The sequence below is a fragment of the Streptomyces sp. AM 4-1-1 genome (assembly GCF_029167625.1).
Lineage (GTDB): Bacteria > Actinomycetota > Actinomycetes > Streptomycetales > Streptomycetaceae > Streptomyces.
Window position 1 is genome coordinate 4,368,885 of sequence record NZ_CP119145.1, and the last position, 14,336, is coordinate 4,383,220.

Here is a 14,336-nt window from a genome sequence, read left to right on the forward strand (position 1 = left end):
TGACAACGGTCCCGGACGGCCCAGCCCCCTGCTGGGCGGCCCCCGGCCACGGAGGAGCGGAACCATGGACCGACTCAAGGACAAGGTCGCGATCATCACGGGCGCGGGCAGCGGAATCGGGCTGGCGGCGGCCCGGCTGATGAGCCACGAGGGTGCCAAGGTCGTCGTCGCCGACTACGACGCGGCGTCGGCCGAGGCGGGCGCCCGCGCGCTGACCGAGGCGGGCGGCGAGGCGCTGCCGTGCACCGTGGACGTCACCGACGACACGTCGGTGGGCGACATGGTGGAGGCGGCGGTCCGCGAGTACGGCCGCCTGGACGTGCTCTGCAACCACGTCGGCGGCACGGACCCCCGCAAGGACCTGGACCTGCTGCGCCTGGACATGGACGAGTTCGGCCGGGCGGTGGACCGTAACGTCCGTTCCACCCTGATCGGCTCGCGGCACGCGGTCCCGCACATGATCCGGGGCGGCGGCGGCTCGATCATCAACACCGCGTCGGTGGCCGGCCTGGTCGGGGACGTACTCCAGATCTCGTACGGGGCGGTCAAGGCGGCGGTCGTCAACATCACCAAGTCCATCGCCGTCCAGTACGGTCCCCAGAACATCCGCTGCAACGCGGTGGCGCCCGGCGCGATCATGACCCCGGCGCTCCTCGACAACCTGCCCGACGAGGTGATCGAAGCGCTCAAGGGCTACAACGCGCTGCCCTATCTGGGAGCCCCCGAGGACATCGGCCACACCATGGTCTTCCTCGCCTCCGACGAGGCCCGCTATCTCACCGGGCAACTCCTCGTGGTGGACGGTGGAATGACCAGCCAGTCCCCGGCCGTCCCCGGGCGGCGCGCGATGCTGCCGCCCGTGGAGTGAGGGACGGGAAGTGAGGGACGGAGAGTGAGGGACGGGGTACGGATCGACAGGCCGGAACTCGGGATCAGACCGGTGGCCGCGTGGCCGTGGGCGTCTCCGGCCATTCCCAGGACATGCCGTGAATTCCCGGCGGGCATTTCGCGGGCAGCACATGGGCCGTATAGGAGGCGTCCAGCGGGATGCGGTGGTTGCGGAGCTTTTCCGCGGTGATGTTCTCCCGGAAGTAACGGTGACAGCTCGCCGGAGGCGCCGAAGGGTGGAAATAGACGTGGAGCAGGTATTCGCGCAGATTGACCCGGGTGCGGCGTTCGTGGTGGGTCGAGACGACCTCGCTCGGGCCGATCGAAACGGTGTAGTCGATCAGCACGGTCTCGTTCTTCACCAGTTCCCGGCCGAAGAGGATGTCCGCGACGAGGCTGCCGAGTTCGGGCAGGTGACGCACCTCGCCGAGTCCGCCGCAGCGCACGGACACGTCGACCGGATGCACGGTGGGACCGTCCAGGCAGTGGACGGCGGTCAGCCTGTCGGCACCGTCCCGGGTGGCCCGTACGACCTGGCGCACGTTCATCTCCCGTACGCACCGGTTCTCGTCGACCCGCACGGTCTCGTGCAACAGGAGTGAGGTGGTGTCCTCGTTGAAGTGGGCGAACGATTCGCCCAGCGCCCGCTCGACGACCGAGTCCCGGCCGTACAGCCGGTGGGACGCGGTCAGATCGTGCCGGCCGGACAGCGCCCCGCCGCGCGGCCGACGCGGGCCGACCAGCGAGCGGAGCGCGCCCGTCGGAAGATCCAGGATCGTCTCCAGCGCGTCGACGGCGTGCAGTGAACGGGCCTGCTCGGGCTGGCTGCGGCCACGCTGCCAGTAGCTGAGCGTGGCCAGACTGATAACGATGCCCTGGGTTTCGAGCCGGTCGCGTACCCGCTCCAGGGAGAGACCGCGGCGGCGCAGAGCCTCCCGGAACGCCGTCGCGAACGCCGTGCGCGGCGCGGCGGGACCGGCCGGGGGACCGGAGGACGGGATGTCCGAAGGGCCGGAGAACCCGATGTCCGACGGCGTGCGCGGTCCGGCGTCCGACGGGCCGTGGAGCGGCTGGTACGGGCTGTGGCGTGGGTGCGGCGGGTGGTCGAGGGGCTGCGGCGGGGGAGAGGTGCGGGTCTCGTTCCCGCCCGGGTGAGGGGTCTGGGGCATGACGTCTCCGGAGGGTCGCACAGTGCCACGGTGGGCCGTGACAAGCGGAGGCCGCTCACCCTATGGGGTGAACGGCCTCCTTGTCCCGCGGGGGGAGACGAGGAATCAGTTGGTGTTGAGGGTCAGCCGGTAGTACGAGAGGGCGTCATCGAGGGGCTGGAAGTACGAGGAACCCCTGGAGTTGACCCCTCCGGTGCACTGCTGGTTGGTGGGACCGCCGGAGGTCATGCCCTGGCCCTGGTTGCCCGAGATGTAGGCGCCGCCGCTGTCGCCGCCCTCGGTGCAGACGCTGGAGCTGCCCAGACCGGTGACAACGGTGTCGGGACCGCCGTGCGCGTCGGTGTACGTGACGCTCACGTTGTACGAGTTCACCTTGCCGCAGGTCCAGCCGGTGGTCTGGCCGGACTTGCAGAGCGCGGCGCCCGACGAGGCACGCTTGCTGCCCTTGACAGCGACGTTGCCGCCGTTGCCCCAGGTGCCGACCGCGGTGGCTATGGAGTTGCCGGAGTCGATCGTGGCGACACCCATGTCCACGCTTCTGGAGCCCACCGCGAAGCGCGTGCTGGTGGCCTTCGCGAACCGGGCGCCGTTGTAGCTGAGCACCGGCAGGTTCTCGACGCAGTGGCCGGCGGTGACCAGGTACTGCTTGCCCGACGCGTCATGGGCGCCGTAACCGACCGAGCAGAGGTAGCTGCCGCCGTCCTTGTTGAACGTCATCTGGCTGCCGGGGTATATCACGCCCATCGGCGACAGGGTCTGCTTGCCGTTCACGACGCGGACCGCCGAGCCGTTCGCCTTCGCCTCCTTGATGAAGGCGCGGGCCGCCGGGGTGCCGGCGTCGTTGACCTCCACCGTGACGGTGTCCGACGCGAGGTCGACGGACCAGGCGGAGACGCCGGTCGGCGCCTGCTTGAGGGCGGCGGCGTCGAGCCGGGCCTTGATGCGGTCGAGGGCGGCCTGACCGTGCGTCGGCACCTGGGAGTTCAGTCCCTCGGCCTTGATTTTCGCGGCCGTACCGGCGTCGGTCGCGTTGACCGTGAGCGTGCCCTTCTGGTCGAAGAACGCGCCGTTCGTCTTGATTCCGTGCTTGCCCAGCGAGGCCAACCGGGCCTGCTGCGCGTCCTGCTGCTCCAGGCGGGCGGTCGCCGCCTGCTCACTGACGCCGAGCGACGCGGCGAGTGCCTTGATCATCTCCGGCTGGTACTGCGGGTGTACGGGGGCCTGCGTGACGGCCTGCGCTCCGGTCACCGCGGAGACGGAGAGGAGGGCACCGACCGTGGCGGCAATGACGTACTTCCGGGAAACTCGCACGTGTTTCCTTTCGATAGCGGGCAATCGACCTGAAAGGGTCTGCCGAAATGCCGGATGCGCTACGGCATTTCGTGAGGGGGGTGGATGATTGTCCGGCGGCGACGGTGGGGGCCGTCGCCGCGATCGGAACTCTGTCGCAGCCCGCTCGTTCGGTACAAGGGTTCGGACGAAGGGGGTTTTCAACAGAGTTATGGGAAAACTGTTGATGACCCTCGTCGCGGAACCGGTGATCCCGTACGGCCATGACGCACGTGAAGGAGCCGCGAGCGGGAAAACTGGAATTCCTTCGACGCCATATACAGGCATCTATCGGATAAAGTCGGTCCCACGTCTCCCGGACTGCCGTCGCCGTGGGCTGCCCTCTTCCGGACGGCCCGTCAGGCAGCCCGTCAGGCGGTCCGTCCGTCGCCGCCGTCACACGCGTGGTGGTTCCTTTTCCTCCGCGTCGCCGACGCGGGCCCGACCCCCAGGGAGATGCGCGGTGAAAGAATTCCGGCCCACGCCGCGACAGGTGTCGTGGACACTCACCGTGCTCGCCCTGGTGGCCGGAGTGATACTGAACCGCTTCGGGCCCCAGCCGTACATGGGGCTGCCGCTGCTGGCCGCGGCGCCTCTGATGGCGGGCGCCACGCTCACCTTCCGGGCGACGCTCGGCGTGGCCCTGTTCACCTGCCTGAGCAGCGTGCTCCTGGACGTCGAGCAGGCGCGTCCCGCGACGGCCTTCTACATCGACGTGGCGCTGATCGGGGTGATCGGGCTGCTGGCTCTCGGGACCAACCAGCTGATCGTGCGTCAGCGCCGGGAGCTGGCACTCGCCAGGGGAGTCGCGGAGGCGGTCCAGCGGGCGGTGCTCCCGGACCCGCCGCGAAGGATCGGACCCCTGACCGTCGCCGCCGGCTACACGGCGGCGCAGGCGGAGGCGCTGATCGGCGGTGATCTGTACGCGGTGCAGGACACCCCGTTCGGGGTGCGCGCGATCATCGGGGACGTACGGGGGAAGGGCGTCCAGGCCGTCGCCACGGTGTCCGTCGCGATCGGCGCGTTCTGCCAGGAGGCCGAGAACGCGCCCACCCTGGTGGAGCTGGCGCGGCGGATGGACGACGCGCTGGCCAGGGAGGCGATCCGGAGCGGCCGGGCGGGTTCCACGGAGGACTTCACGACCGCCGTGCTGGCCGAGGTGTCCGCCGACGGAGGGTCGGTGACGCTGGTCAACCGGGGCCACCCGCCCCCGTACCTGGTCCATGGCGGACGGTTCGAACGGCTGGACCCGGAGGTCCCGGAACTGCCGCTCGGTACGGGACTGGGCACGGCCGCCGTCGAGGCCGGGCCCGCCACCGTGGTGCCGTTCCCGGCGGGCGCCTCGCTGCTGTTCGTCACCGACGGGGTCACCGAGGCCCGCAACGAACGGGGTGTCTTCTACGACCCGGCCGCCTCACCCCGGCTGGCCCGGAAGTTCGGCGACCCGGACTCCCTGGTGGACGCCCTGACCAGGGACGTCGAACGCTGGATGGCGGGGGCCCACCACGACGACATGGCGATCCTGGTGGTCACCCGCCGGCGCGGTGGCACCCGTAAGGACAGCTCTTAGGTCTGCCGTCGGCGGGCTCCGGCGGGGCGGGCAACCGCTGGGTCTGTCGTCGGCGCGCGGTCTTCCGTGGGCAGTCTTCGGGGCTGTCGTCGTCGGGTTCCGGCGGGGGCGGGCAACCGCTGGGTTCGTCGTCGGCGCGCGGTCTTCCGTGGGCAGTCTTCGGGGCTGTCGTCGTCGGGTTCCGGCGGGGGCGGGCAGGCAGCTCCTGGGCTTGTCGTCGGGGCGGAGCTTCCCGCACGGGACACGGCCCTCAGGTCTGGCGTGGGCGGAGTCCGGCGGGGTGGGCAGCTCCTGGGGGTCGCCGTCGGCGCGGGGCTTTGCGCAGGGACGGGCCCTGAGGCCGGGCCCTGAGGCCGGGCCCTGAGGACGGGCCCTGAGGACGGGCCCTGAGGCCGGGCCCTCAGGACGGGCCCTCAGGTCTGCCGTCGGCCGGCTCCCGCCCCGCCGTCCCCCCATCCCGCCAGGGCGATGTCGGTCCTGGACGCGGCGTTCAACTTCCGCATGATGCGCGCCACATGGTGCTCCACGGTCCGGGTGGACAGCACCAGGCTCTCCGCGATGTCCCGGTTGGCGCGTCCCTGGACGACCAGACGGGCCACCTCCTGCTCGCGCGGGGACAGCTGGTCGCCGTAGCCGAGGCGGCCCCGGCGGTGGGTGGTGACGATGTCGTGGCGGCGCAGCAGCCGTTGGCAGCGGGCCACGTCCCAGCGGGCGCCCAGCTCCCGGTAGACCTCGTTCACCTCCTGCACGCCTGCGGCCGCAGACTCCCCGCGCTGGTCGAGCAGACAGCGCCCGCGGGCCTCCGCCGCCCGCGCCGCGTCGAAGGGGCGGCCGAGCCGGCGCCATCCGGCCTCCGCGGCGGCCAGCAGGGCGACGGCCTCGTCCGGCCGGTCCTCGGCCTCGGCGAGCAGCGCCCGGCACACGGTCAGCGCCGTCCGGGCGGCGGGCGCGTCGCGGTCCGTGATCCCGGCCGCGAGGTCGGCGACCAGCCGGTGGGCCCGCGTGGTCTGCCCGCTGCCGTGCAGGGCCTCCACGGCGACGGGTACCACCTCCGCGGCCCACATCCAGCCACCGGTCCGCTCCAGCCGGTGCAGAACCTCCTCCACGGCGTCGCACGCCTGCCCGGGCCGTCCGGCCTCCAGATGGATACGGGCGGTCGCGGCGGCGGACGCGGTGAGGATGAGGCCGGTGTCGTAGCGGGTGGTACGGGCGGCCTCCGCGAGGTCGTGGCGGGCCCGGGGGACGTCGCCGAGGACGTGCAGCGCGGTCAGCCCGCGCACCAGCATGGCCTCGGCGGTCAGGTCGGGTATCTCCTGGTAGAGCCGGGCGGTGTGGTCGGCGGCCGCGTGCAGACCCTGCCAGCGGCCCTCGTGCCAGGCGAGCACCAGGCGGGCGGTCTGGGTGAGCGCTTCCAGGTAGGGGCTGCCGTGGTCAGCGAGCCCTTCGGCGGCCCGGTCGAGGAAGGTGCGGGCCCGCCCGCCGTACCCGAGCGCGCTGGACGCGTGCGCCAGGTTGGCCCAGCCCCGGGCGTGGTGCGCGGCCTCCATCGCGGTTCCGGCCGGACCGTGCAGCGCCTCGGAGGCGGCCCAGGCCCGGGAGTCACCGAGCAGCATCAGCGCGGTGGCGCGGTTGGCGGCGACGGCGGCCCTGGCGACCGGGTCGGTGATCCGGTCGGTCAGCGCCTCGCCCCGGTCCAGCCAGTCCTGGTGGCGGCCGATGGGCCAGCCCTTGATCGAGGGGATGGCGGCGACCACCATGGCGCGGGCGGCGGTCTGCGGGTCGGACGCCTCCAGGTCGGGAATGGCGCGGGCGACCTCGTTGAGGCTGTCCAAGGCCCCGCCTTTCTGGTTGCGCAGGACGACGCTCAGGTGCAGCCGGATCTCACCGCGCAGCCGGGGCGGCGGGTCGTCCTCGTCCAGCACCCGCCGTACGGCGGCCACCACCTGCTCGCCCGCACGGGAAAGCTGCGCGGTACGGGCCAGTTTCGCGGCGGTGCGGACGCGGCCACCGGCGCGCGGGTCCTCGGCGACGGCCCGGGTGTAGAGGCTGGTCGCTGTGGCGTAGTCACCGGCGGTGGCCGCCCGGTCGGCCGCGGCGACGAGGCAGCGCAGGCTCTCCCGTACCCGCCCGGCCGCCCTGTACAGCCGGGCCAGGTCGGCCAGCGGCGGCGGGCCGTCGCCGCCCCGGTGCAGTGCGCGGGCGGCGCGCAGACTCAGCCGGGCCAGCCGTGGCCCGGACACCTGCGCCAGTGCGGCCCGGCGGTCCAGCGGGTGCCGGAAGGCGGGGTACGGCCCGTCGGCGCGCAGCACCGCCCGGCGTACGCACGCGTCCACGGCCGCCTCGGCCCGCCCGGGTGCGACATCCGCCACCTCGGCGAGCACGCCGACGGACACCGCCAGGCCGAGGACGGCCGCCGCTTCGACGATCCGCCGCGCGTCGTCGGTGAGCGGCGCGCACCGCTGGGCCAACTCCCGCCGCACGCGTGGGGGCACCCCGGCCTCTTGTACGGCGGCGAACACCGAGCCCGCCCGTGGACCGAACTCCCCGGCGGTCCACGCACTGCCGGCCGGGTGCGGACGGGTTTCTCCCGTGAGCCACGCGCTGTTCGCCGGGTGCGGACGGGTTTTTTCGGCGGTCGGGGTGCTGTTCGCCGTGTGTGTACGGGTTTTTTCGGCGGTCGGGGTGCTGTTCGCCGTGTGTGTACGGGTTTTTTCGGCGGTCGGGGTGCTGTTCGCCGTGTGTGTACGGGTTTTTTCGGCGGTCGGGGTGCTGTTCGCCGTGTGTGTACGGGTTTTTTCGGCGGTCGGGGTGCTGTTCGCCGGGTGTGTACGGGTCTCTTCGGCGGTCGGGGTGCTGTTCGCCGCGTGTGCTCCCGGGCTGTTTTCCCCCGAGGCCCGCGTACGGTCGGCTGTTTCCGGGCCGTCCCCTCCGGCAGTCCGGGTGTCGTCGGCCGTTCGTGGTTCGTGCTCTTCGGCGGTCAACGCGCCGCCCGCCGCGTGCGGACCCGGGCCGTGATTCCCCGAGGACCGCGTACCGCCGGCCGTCCCGGGGCTGCCCCCTCCCGTGGCCCGCGTACCGCTCACCACCCGTGGACCGCACTCTCCCGCGCCCCAGATCCCGCTCGCGCCCCGCGCACCCGGGTCGCCCTCTCCCGGAACGGCCCACGCGCCGCCCGCCGGCCCAGGACCGCACTCTTCGCCCGCCCGCAGCAGTGCCCCGGCGGCCCGCAGCAGTGCCCCCGCGGCTCCGGGCAGTCCGCCGGTCAGCTCGTGCACGAGCGCGCCGACGTCCTGCTGCTCGTCCGTCCGCCCCGACCGGTGCGCGTCGAGCCACCGCCGGACGAACTCCCCCGTCTCCTCGGGCGTCCAGGGCCGTACGACGATTTCCTCGACCCGTACCCACCCCGGCACGCGGACGCCGAGGACCGGCAGCCCGGGTGCGGCGTCCTCGGTGACGACCAACCGCAGCCGGGGAGGCATCGCGCCCATCAGGTGGTGGAGCAGGTCACGGGTCGCGGGGTCCGCGCGGTGTACGTCCTCCACGACCAGCACGGCGTCCCCGAGCGCCGCCAGCAGCGCCCCGACCGCGCGCGGCAGCAGCCCGCGCCGCACCTCCGGGTCGGCCGCCGACGCGGGTGGTGGTGGCAGCCGGTCGGCCAGCTCGGGTACGACGAGGCCCACGACCCCGGTCACCGGCGGCAGCGGCCGGTCGGGGTCGTCGGGCGGATACGGCAGCCCGGCCAGCGCGTCGGCGACGGGCCCGAGCGGCACCGTGTCCACCACGTCGGGACACACCCCGCGCACATGGGTCCACGTCGCGAATTCCGCCCCGCCCAGCACCTCGTCCACCAGCCGGGACACTCCTGTCCCGGCTTCCCCCCGTACCACCGCGAGGCTCCGTCCCTCCCGCAGCACTCCTCGCAGCCGCCGCGCCTCCTCGCTCCGTCCGACGAAGCCGCCTCCGCCTTCGTCGGCCGTCCGTCTGTCACGTCTCGTACCGAAGGAACGTTTCTCCACGGCTCCGCCTCCCACCACCACTCACCCCGGAAGCCCCGCCGCGCGTGCCGGCGCCCCGTTGGTCAGGCCCCGTGGCCCGGTCCTCTCTCGGGCGGGACCACGGCGCCCGTTGGGCAGGTGGTCTACCGGCCGGACGGCCGAGGACGCAATAGGGGTCCACTACCTACGCAATAACGGCGGTCCGCTCCGATCCCGGTCATGTGTCCCTGCCGCGGCCGGCCCGTCGGGACGGTACGGCTGTCGGCGCCACCGCCCGACGGGGTCCCGGACCCCCGCTCCCCACTCTTTGGGTAGTGCTACGGATTGCTGGGTTCCGCTCCCGTGACCGAAGCTCTGGGCGATCCGGCAACGCCACTCCCGTACACCGCGGTCCCTGGCCGGCAGGACCGGATGTACGGGGACGGCTGCTTCCCACGCAGCCGTCCGGCGTGGTCGGACCCGTGCCGCACGGAGCCCCACTCCGTGCGACACACCACCCCCACCCCATCGCCCGTGGACGCCGAGACCCTAAGGCACCCACGTGACCGCCACGGCCGGGCATTGTCATGATCCCGACACGGGACCGACAGCCCGGTGAACCGGCGGTCGCCCTCCGGACACGCGCCTCCCACCACTGCGGGGCGTGTCCGGAACCGACCAGGGCGATGGGTGCCGCCCTCCGGGTCCCGAGTCGGGCCCGGTCAGCTCTCAAGGGAGAAACCATGGAGTTCGACGCTCGCGTCAGACGGCGCCTGCTCGCCGTCGGCGCCAGTGCCGCCCTGCTCATCGGGGCCGCCTCGACCGCCGGGGCCACGGCCGCCCCCGTACCACCGGGCGGCGGTGGCGAAGGCCGCATCGTCGGCGCGGACCGTCCCGACGCGGTCGAAGGCTCCTACATCGTCACCTTCAAGAACTCGGTCGCCCGCGCCGACGTGCCCGCGTCCGCGAAGTCGCTGGCCAAGCGGCACTCGGGCAACCTGCGCTACACCTACACCGCCGCCCTGCGCGGCTTCGCGGTGAAGATGCCGGAGAGCCAGGCGAAGCAGCTGGCCGCCGACCCGTCGGTGGCCCGTGTGGAGGCCGACGGCGTGGCGTACGCGGTCGAGACCCAGACCAACCCGCCCTCCTGGGGTCTGGACCGGGCCGACCAGCGCGACCTGCCGGTGGACAAGAAGTACACCTACAGCACCACCGCCTCCAACGTGAACGCGTACATCGTGGACACCGGCATCCGCATGTCCCACCGTGACTTCGGCAACCGCGCGGTCAGCGGTTACGACTTCATCGACAACGACTCCAACGCCTCCGACTGCCACGGCCACGGCACCCACGTCGCCGGCACCGTCGGCGGCGGCTCGTACGGCATCGCCAAGGGCGTCAAGCTGATCGGCGTCCGGGTGCTCAACTGCCAGGGCAGCTCGGGCACCAGCTGGGCGCCGGTCCTCGCGGGCATCGACTGGGTCACCAAGAACGGTGTGAAGCCGGCCGTGGCCAACATGAGCGTCGGCGGCGGCAAGATCCAGTCGGTGAACGACGCGGTGACGGCCTCCATAGCCTCCGGCATCACCTGGGTCGTGGCGGCCGGCAACGACAACGACGACTCGTGCTCGTACTCCCCGTCCTCCACCCCGGCGGCCATCACGGTCGGAGCCACCGACAGCCGGGACGCCCGCGCCAGCAACTGGTCCAACGGCCAGGGCTCCAACTACGGGACCTGCCTGGACATCTTCGCCCCGGGCGACAGCATCGTCTCCACGTCCAACTCCGGCGACACCGCCTCCCAGACGATGAGCGGCACCTCCATGGCCTCCCCGCACGTCGCCGGCGCGGCCGCCCTGCTGCTCGCCGACCACCCGACCTGGACCCCGGCCCAGGTCCGCGACCAGCTGGTCGCGGACGCCACGTCCAACAAGGTCACCGACCCCCGCGCCGGCTCCCCGAACAAGCTGCTCTACACGGGCGCCGGCACCACCAACCCGCCCACCGGCAAGAAGTTCGAGAACACCGACGACTACCAGATCCGCGACAGGGCCACCGTCGAGTCGCCCATCTCGGTGACCGGAGTCACGGGCAACGCCCCCTCCAGCCTGTCCGTCACCGTGGACATCCGCCACACCTACCGCGGTGACCTGAAGGTCGAACTGGTCGCCCCGGACGGCACCGCCTACCTGCTGAAGAACTTCAGCGCCAACGACAGCGCACCCAACGTCCAGGGCACGTACACGGTCAACGCCTCCAGCAAGGCGGCCAACGGCACCTGGAAGCTCCGCGCCACCGACAACTGGACCTACGACACGGGCTACATCAACGCCTGGTCGCTCCAGTTCTGATCCGTACCACCTGACTGACCCACCCGCGCACGCACACGGCGCGGTGTGGCATGAATGCTGCCTCCCGCAGGGGCTGGTGCCGTCCCCGGCAAGTTTCGCCGGGGACGGCACCAGCCCATTCGTCGTGGCGGAACGGCGGAACGGCGGAACGGCGAAGCTGACGTGCCGTCATGCCGACGCGCCGACGCCCGTCACTGCTTCTCGCCGGGCTCCTCGCGCCGGGGCCTGCCCTGTAGGCGGGACTGCGACCGGAGTTGGCCGGCCTCGCCACTCGCCGACCCGGGCCGCGCGAGCGGTCCGTACCGTTTGCGGTAGGCGGTCCCCAGGTCGGCGGCGGCGTCACGGGCCAGGTCGGCGTCCAGTCCGGTCAGTGAGGCGAGTGACGCGAGGTAGATCTCGTCCGCCTCGGGCGACCGGGGAGAGTAGGCCCCGGGGCCGTCGGACGGAGCGGGACCTCCCGCCGGTACCGAATCGACGGCGCCGCACGCAGCCGACGGGGAATGGGCGGTGGCGGCGGTGGCCGAGAGACCCTGCCGCTCCAGCGGGGCGGGGGACTTCTCCAACTCCCGTTCACCGGGCGGCGCGTGCACCGGCATCGGCGCCGACCCCGACCTCGGCCCTGACACCGGCCCCGGCCCCGGCCCCGGCCCCGGGCCTGACACCGGCACCGGCCCTGACACCGACACCGGCATCGGAGGAGTTGCGGCAGATCCGGGATTCGGCCGCTCGGCCCCGGTATCGCCGTTTCCGGGGCCTTCCCGCTCTGCTTCGTCGGAGGGCTTGCGGCGGCCGATCTTCAGAAGCCATGGCGGTCGAGCCATGCGTCTGTCCTTTCTTCCAGTGCGGAGAAGAGCGCGTTCAACCGCGCGAGGAGATCGCGCCTGTACTGCAGCAGTCGGTACTCGACCAGTACGGGCAGTACGTCCACCAGCACGACGCGGGCGCACTCGGCGCGGTAGACGATCTCTGCCTGGAGCGACCACTCCACCTCGGCCCCGTACGCCCGGCGTTGCAGGGAACTCACAGGCGGTCGCGCCTTCTCTGACGCTTCAACTCCAGGTCGGCCAACGCGTCGTTCAGCAGGTCACTGTCCAGACCGGCGTTACGGAGAGCGTTGCGGCCGATGTTGTGCGCCTGGTTCATGGCTAGGACCGGAACCACGTCCTGGAGGACCACACGACGCGTCTCGTCGAGCAACCGGATTTCGAGGCGGTTCTGGGACAGGATGCTGACGGCGGCGTACCGCACCGCACCGACCGACTTCAGGGCGGTCTCGGCGACCTTGGCGATCGCCGCGACCATCGGGCCGTGTGCCACTCCGGCGGGGAGCATGGCGGTCAGAGTGTTTCTGCCTCCGTTGAAAGGAATGATCTCGTTGCCCACGACTACCTCTGGTTTCCTCATGGTCCGGCGTACGCCGACCCGCGCCTACGTGTGACAGGGGGGAGCGGAACAGAGCTGAGAAGAGCGGAAACGCGCAAGGCCGTGACGTGGGGGATGCCGTTTCAGCGATGGCTTGCGAGGCGGATGATTTTCTCTCGTGTGCCCAGCTGTTCCATGCGTAAAACGCGGTACGTGCGAGGCAGCCGTTTCGGCGACCCGGCCGCCTGGCGTCCGCGACGCGCGGACGCTGATCCGGACCCGGCTCCACGACACCCTCGCCGCACAGGCTGAGGACCAAGCCTCGTCCCGGCACGTAAGTGCCTGCCGACCGAGCGTGAAAGGCGGGGCTCGCGCCGCCGGGTGCCGCACCCGAACGGAAGGTGACGCCGGCATCGATCGCTCACCGAAACCGAGCGAGCCGCCGACGCCGCACTCCCGTACCGGTGTCGCTCACCCGTACGGTCTATGCGCGACCGGACAGTTCGACCAGGGCCCACAGGCGTCGCCCGTCGGCGCCCGTGTCGATGCCGCATTCCCGGAAGCCGAGTGCGGCGATGTCCCTCAGGAGCGATTCGTCGGCGGAGGCGGAAAGGGGAGCGGGGACGGGGGCCGGGGTCGGGCCGTGGCTGAGCACCAGGACCGCCGCGTGGTTGCGTTCGTCCGCCAGATGCACGCTGATGCGCGTACCGCCGTCCCGTACCGCCGAGTTGACGAGAAGCGTCACCGCGGCGATGACGGTGTCCTCCGCGAAGCCGTAACCCCACTGCCGCAGCGCGCCGACGATCCGGGTGCCCGCTGCCCCGGCCGTCCACGGCTGGGACTCCAACTGCCAGTTGCGGCAACGGCGGTTACGGATGCTGACCGGTTGGCGCGGTCCCGGTACAAGGCGTTTTCCGGGGGACGGCCGGGGCGGTTCCACCGGCTTCTTCGGCGGGGGCGGGGTCCTGGGCGGATAGTCCGGCCGAGGTGGTGTCGCCACGGGGCCTCCTGACCGGGGGATACGGACGCGGGCGGGGATCGCGACCATCGTAGGCGCGGAGACGCGGGGCCGTCCTGTCGTTCCTCGGCCAAGAAGCCGGGCTGTGCGGCGAAGGCCGACCCCGTCGGACGGCGTTGTCAGCGACGGTTGGTACAACTGCACTCATCGGCCCGCCACTTCTTCCACCGATGCTTCTGGAGTGTTCGCCATGACCACCGAGACCCACTTGCCGGAGCTCGACGGTCTGCCCGTGTTCGGCTTCCCTCCGGACGATCCGGCCACGGAACTTCCGGACCCGCTCTCGGTGGCCCGGCACATCTCGTACGGCCGGCGTGCGGCGGAGAAGCACCGGAGGGAGAAGTTCGACGACTTCTGCCGGAGCGTGGACACCACCCGGGTCCGGTCGCTGGCCGTCGGCCGCTGGGCCGACGCCTTCGGCTGTGGCCCCTACGAGGAGGTGGACGCCATCGTGGCGGCGAAGGACCGGCTGCCCGCGCCGCGTGCCCTGTTCATCGGTGACGGCGAGGCGATGCGGGCACCGCTTCACACCGCGCTCGGCGCGGCCGGGGTCGAGGTGGACGTCTCCGAGGTCCAGGACCCCGAGATGTGGGACGACACGGAGCACCGCTGCACAGCTGTGGCGGAGTAGCCGGTGCGCGCGCCTCTGCACGCCCCGGGCCAGGCTTCGGACCA

The 14,336-nt window shown here is 72.1% G+C and carries 11 protein-coding genes; 4 read left to right on the forward strand and 7 right to left on the reverse strand.

The window, feature by feature from the left end:
- The first annotated feature begins 64 nt into the window (after positions 1-64).
- Positions 65-868, forward strand: coding sequence for an SDR family NAD(P)-dependent oxidoreductase (locus tag PZB75_RS18480; RefSeq protein ID WP_275536414.1), 804 nt, complete (start codon positions 65-67; stop codon positions 866-868).
- A 64-nt stretch (positions 869-932) separates the two neighbouring features.
- On the opposite strand, the gene PZB75_RS18485 is transcribed toward PZB75_RS18480, so the two are convergent.
- Positions 933-2,057, reverse strand: a complete 1,125-nt coding sequence (locus tag PZB75_RS18485) for an XRE family transcriptional regulator (RefSeq protein ID WP_275536415.1) — start codon at positions 2,055-2,057, stop codon at positions 933-935.
- Between the two features lie 105 nt (positions 2,058-2,162).
- Positions 2,163-3,368 (reverse strand): S1 family peptidase, encoded by a 1,206-nt coding sequence (locus PZB75_RS18490; protein ID WP_275536416.1) that lies wholly within the window; start codon positions 3,366-3,368, stop codon positions 2,163-2,165.
- 583 nt (positions 3,369-3,951) lie between these two features.
- On the opposite strand from PZB75_RS18490, the gene PZB75_RS18495 reads away from it, so the two are divergent.
- Positions 3,952-4,956, forward strand: a complete 1,005-nt coding sequence (locus PZB75_RS18495; RefSeq protein ID WP_275538755.1) for a PP2C family protein-serine/threonine phosphatase — start codon at positions 3,952-3,954, stop codon at positions 4,954-4,956.
- A 413-nt stretch (positions 4,957-5,369) separates the two neighbouring features.
- Here the strand turns inward: PZB75_RS18495 and PZB75_RS18500 are convergent, their stop codons facing one another.
- Entirely contained in the window at positions 5,370-8,972 is a 3,603-nt protein-coding gene (locus PZB75_RS18500) for a LuxR C-terminal-related transcriptional regulator (RefSeq protein ID WP_275536417.1), read from the reverse strand.
- Positions 8,973-9,673: 701 nt separating this feature from the next.
- Between PZB75_RS18500 and PZB75_RS18505 the strand changes: the two genes are divergently transcribed.
- Entirely contained in the window at positions 9,674-11,281 is a 1,608-nt protein-coding gene (locus tag PZB75_RS18505) for a S8 family peptidase (RefSeq protein ID WP_275536418.1), read from the forward strand.
- A gap of 191 nt (positions 11,282-11,472) precedes the next feature.
- Here the strand turns inward: PZB75_RS18505 and PZB75_RS18510 are convergent, their stop codons facing one another.
- The 4 genes from PZB75_RS18510 to PZB75_RS18525 all read right to left on the reverse strand — a co-directional run bounded on the left by PZB75_RS18510 (position 11,473) and on the right by PZB75_RS18525 (position 13,643).
- Positions 11,473-11,877: a hypothetical protein gene (locus tag PZB75_RS18510; protein WP_275536419.1), complete on the reverse strand. Its 405-nt coding sequence runs from the start codon at positions 11,875-11,877 to the stop codon at positions 11,473-11,475.
- Positions 11,878-12,077: 200 nt separating this feature from the next.
- Positions 12,078-12,305: a hypothetical protein gene (locus PZB75_RS18515; protein WP_275536420.1), complete on the reverse strand. Its 228-nt coding sequence runs from the start codon at positions 12,303-12,305 to the stop codon at positions 12,078-12,080.
- Positions 12,302-12,613, reverse strand: a complete 312-nt coding sequence (locus PZB75_RS18520) for a hypothetical protein (RefSeq protein ID WP_275536421.1) — start codon at positions 12,611-12,613, stop codon at positions 12,302-12,304. Before PZB75_RS18520 ends, PZB75_RS18515 begins: the two co-directional genes overlap by 4 nt.
- 514 nt (positions 12,614-13,127) lie before the next feature.
- Positions 13,128-13,643, reverse strand: coding sequence for a hypothetical protein (locus tag PZB75_RS18525; RefSeq protein ID WP_275536422.1), 516 nt, complete (start codon positions 13,641-13,643; stop codon positions 13,128-13,130).
- 208 nt (positions 13,644-13,851) lie between these two features.
- On the opposite strand from PZB75_RS18525, the gene PZB75_RS18530 reads away from it, so the two are divergent.
- Positions 13,852-14,292 (forward strand): hypothetical protein, encoded by a 441-nt coding sequence (locus tag PZB75_RS18530; RefSeq protein ID WP_275536423.1) that lies wholly within the window; start codon positions 13,852-13,854, stop codon positions 14,290-14,292.
- Positions 14,293-14,336 lie beyond the last annotated feature (44 nt).

Excerpts from the sequence above, each read along its gene's own strand:
- PZB75_RS18485 (WP_275536415.1), bottom strand. The coding sequence starts at position 2,057 with ATGCCCCAGACCCCTCACCCGGGCGGGAACGAGACCCGCACCTCTCCC.
- PZB75_RS18520 (WP_275536421.1), bottom strand. The coding sequence starts at position 12,613 with ATGCTCCCCGCCGGAGTGGCACACGGCCCGATGGTCGCGGCGATCGCC.
- PZB75_RS18505 (WP_275536418.1), top strand. The coding sequence starts at position 9,674 with ATGGAGTTCGACGCTCGCGTCAGACGGCGCCTGCTCGCCGTCGGCGCC.
- PZB75_RS18530 (WP_275536423.1), top strand. The coding sequence starts at position 13,852 with ATGACCACCGAGACCCACTTGCCGGAGCTCGACGGTCTGCCCGTGTTC.
- PZB75_RS18510 (WP_275536419.1), bottom strand. The coding sequence starts at position 11,877 with ATGCCGGTGCACGCGCCGCCCGGTGAACGGGAGTTGGAGAAGTCCCCC.
- PZB75_RS18480 (WP_275536414.1), top strand. The coding sequence starts at position 65 with ATGGACCGACTCAAGGACAAGGTCGCGATCATCACGGGCGCGGGCAGC.
- PZB75_RS18495 (WP_275538755.1), top strand. The coding sequence starts at position 3,952 with ATGGGGCTGCCGCTGCTGGCCGCGGCGCCTCTGATGGCGGGCGCCACG.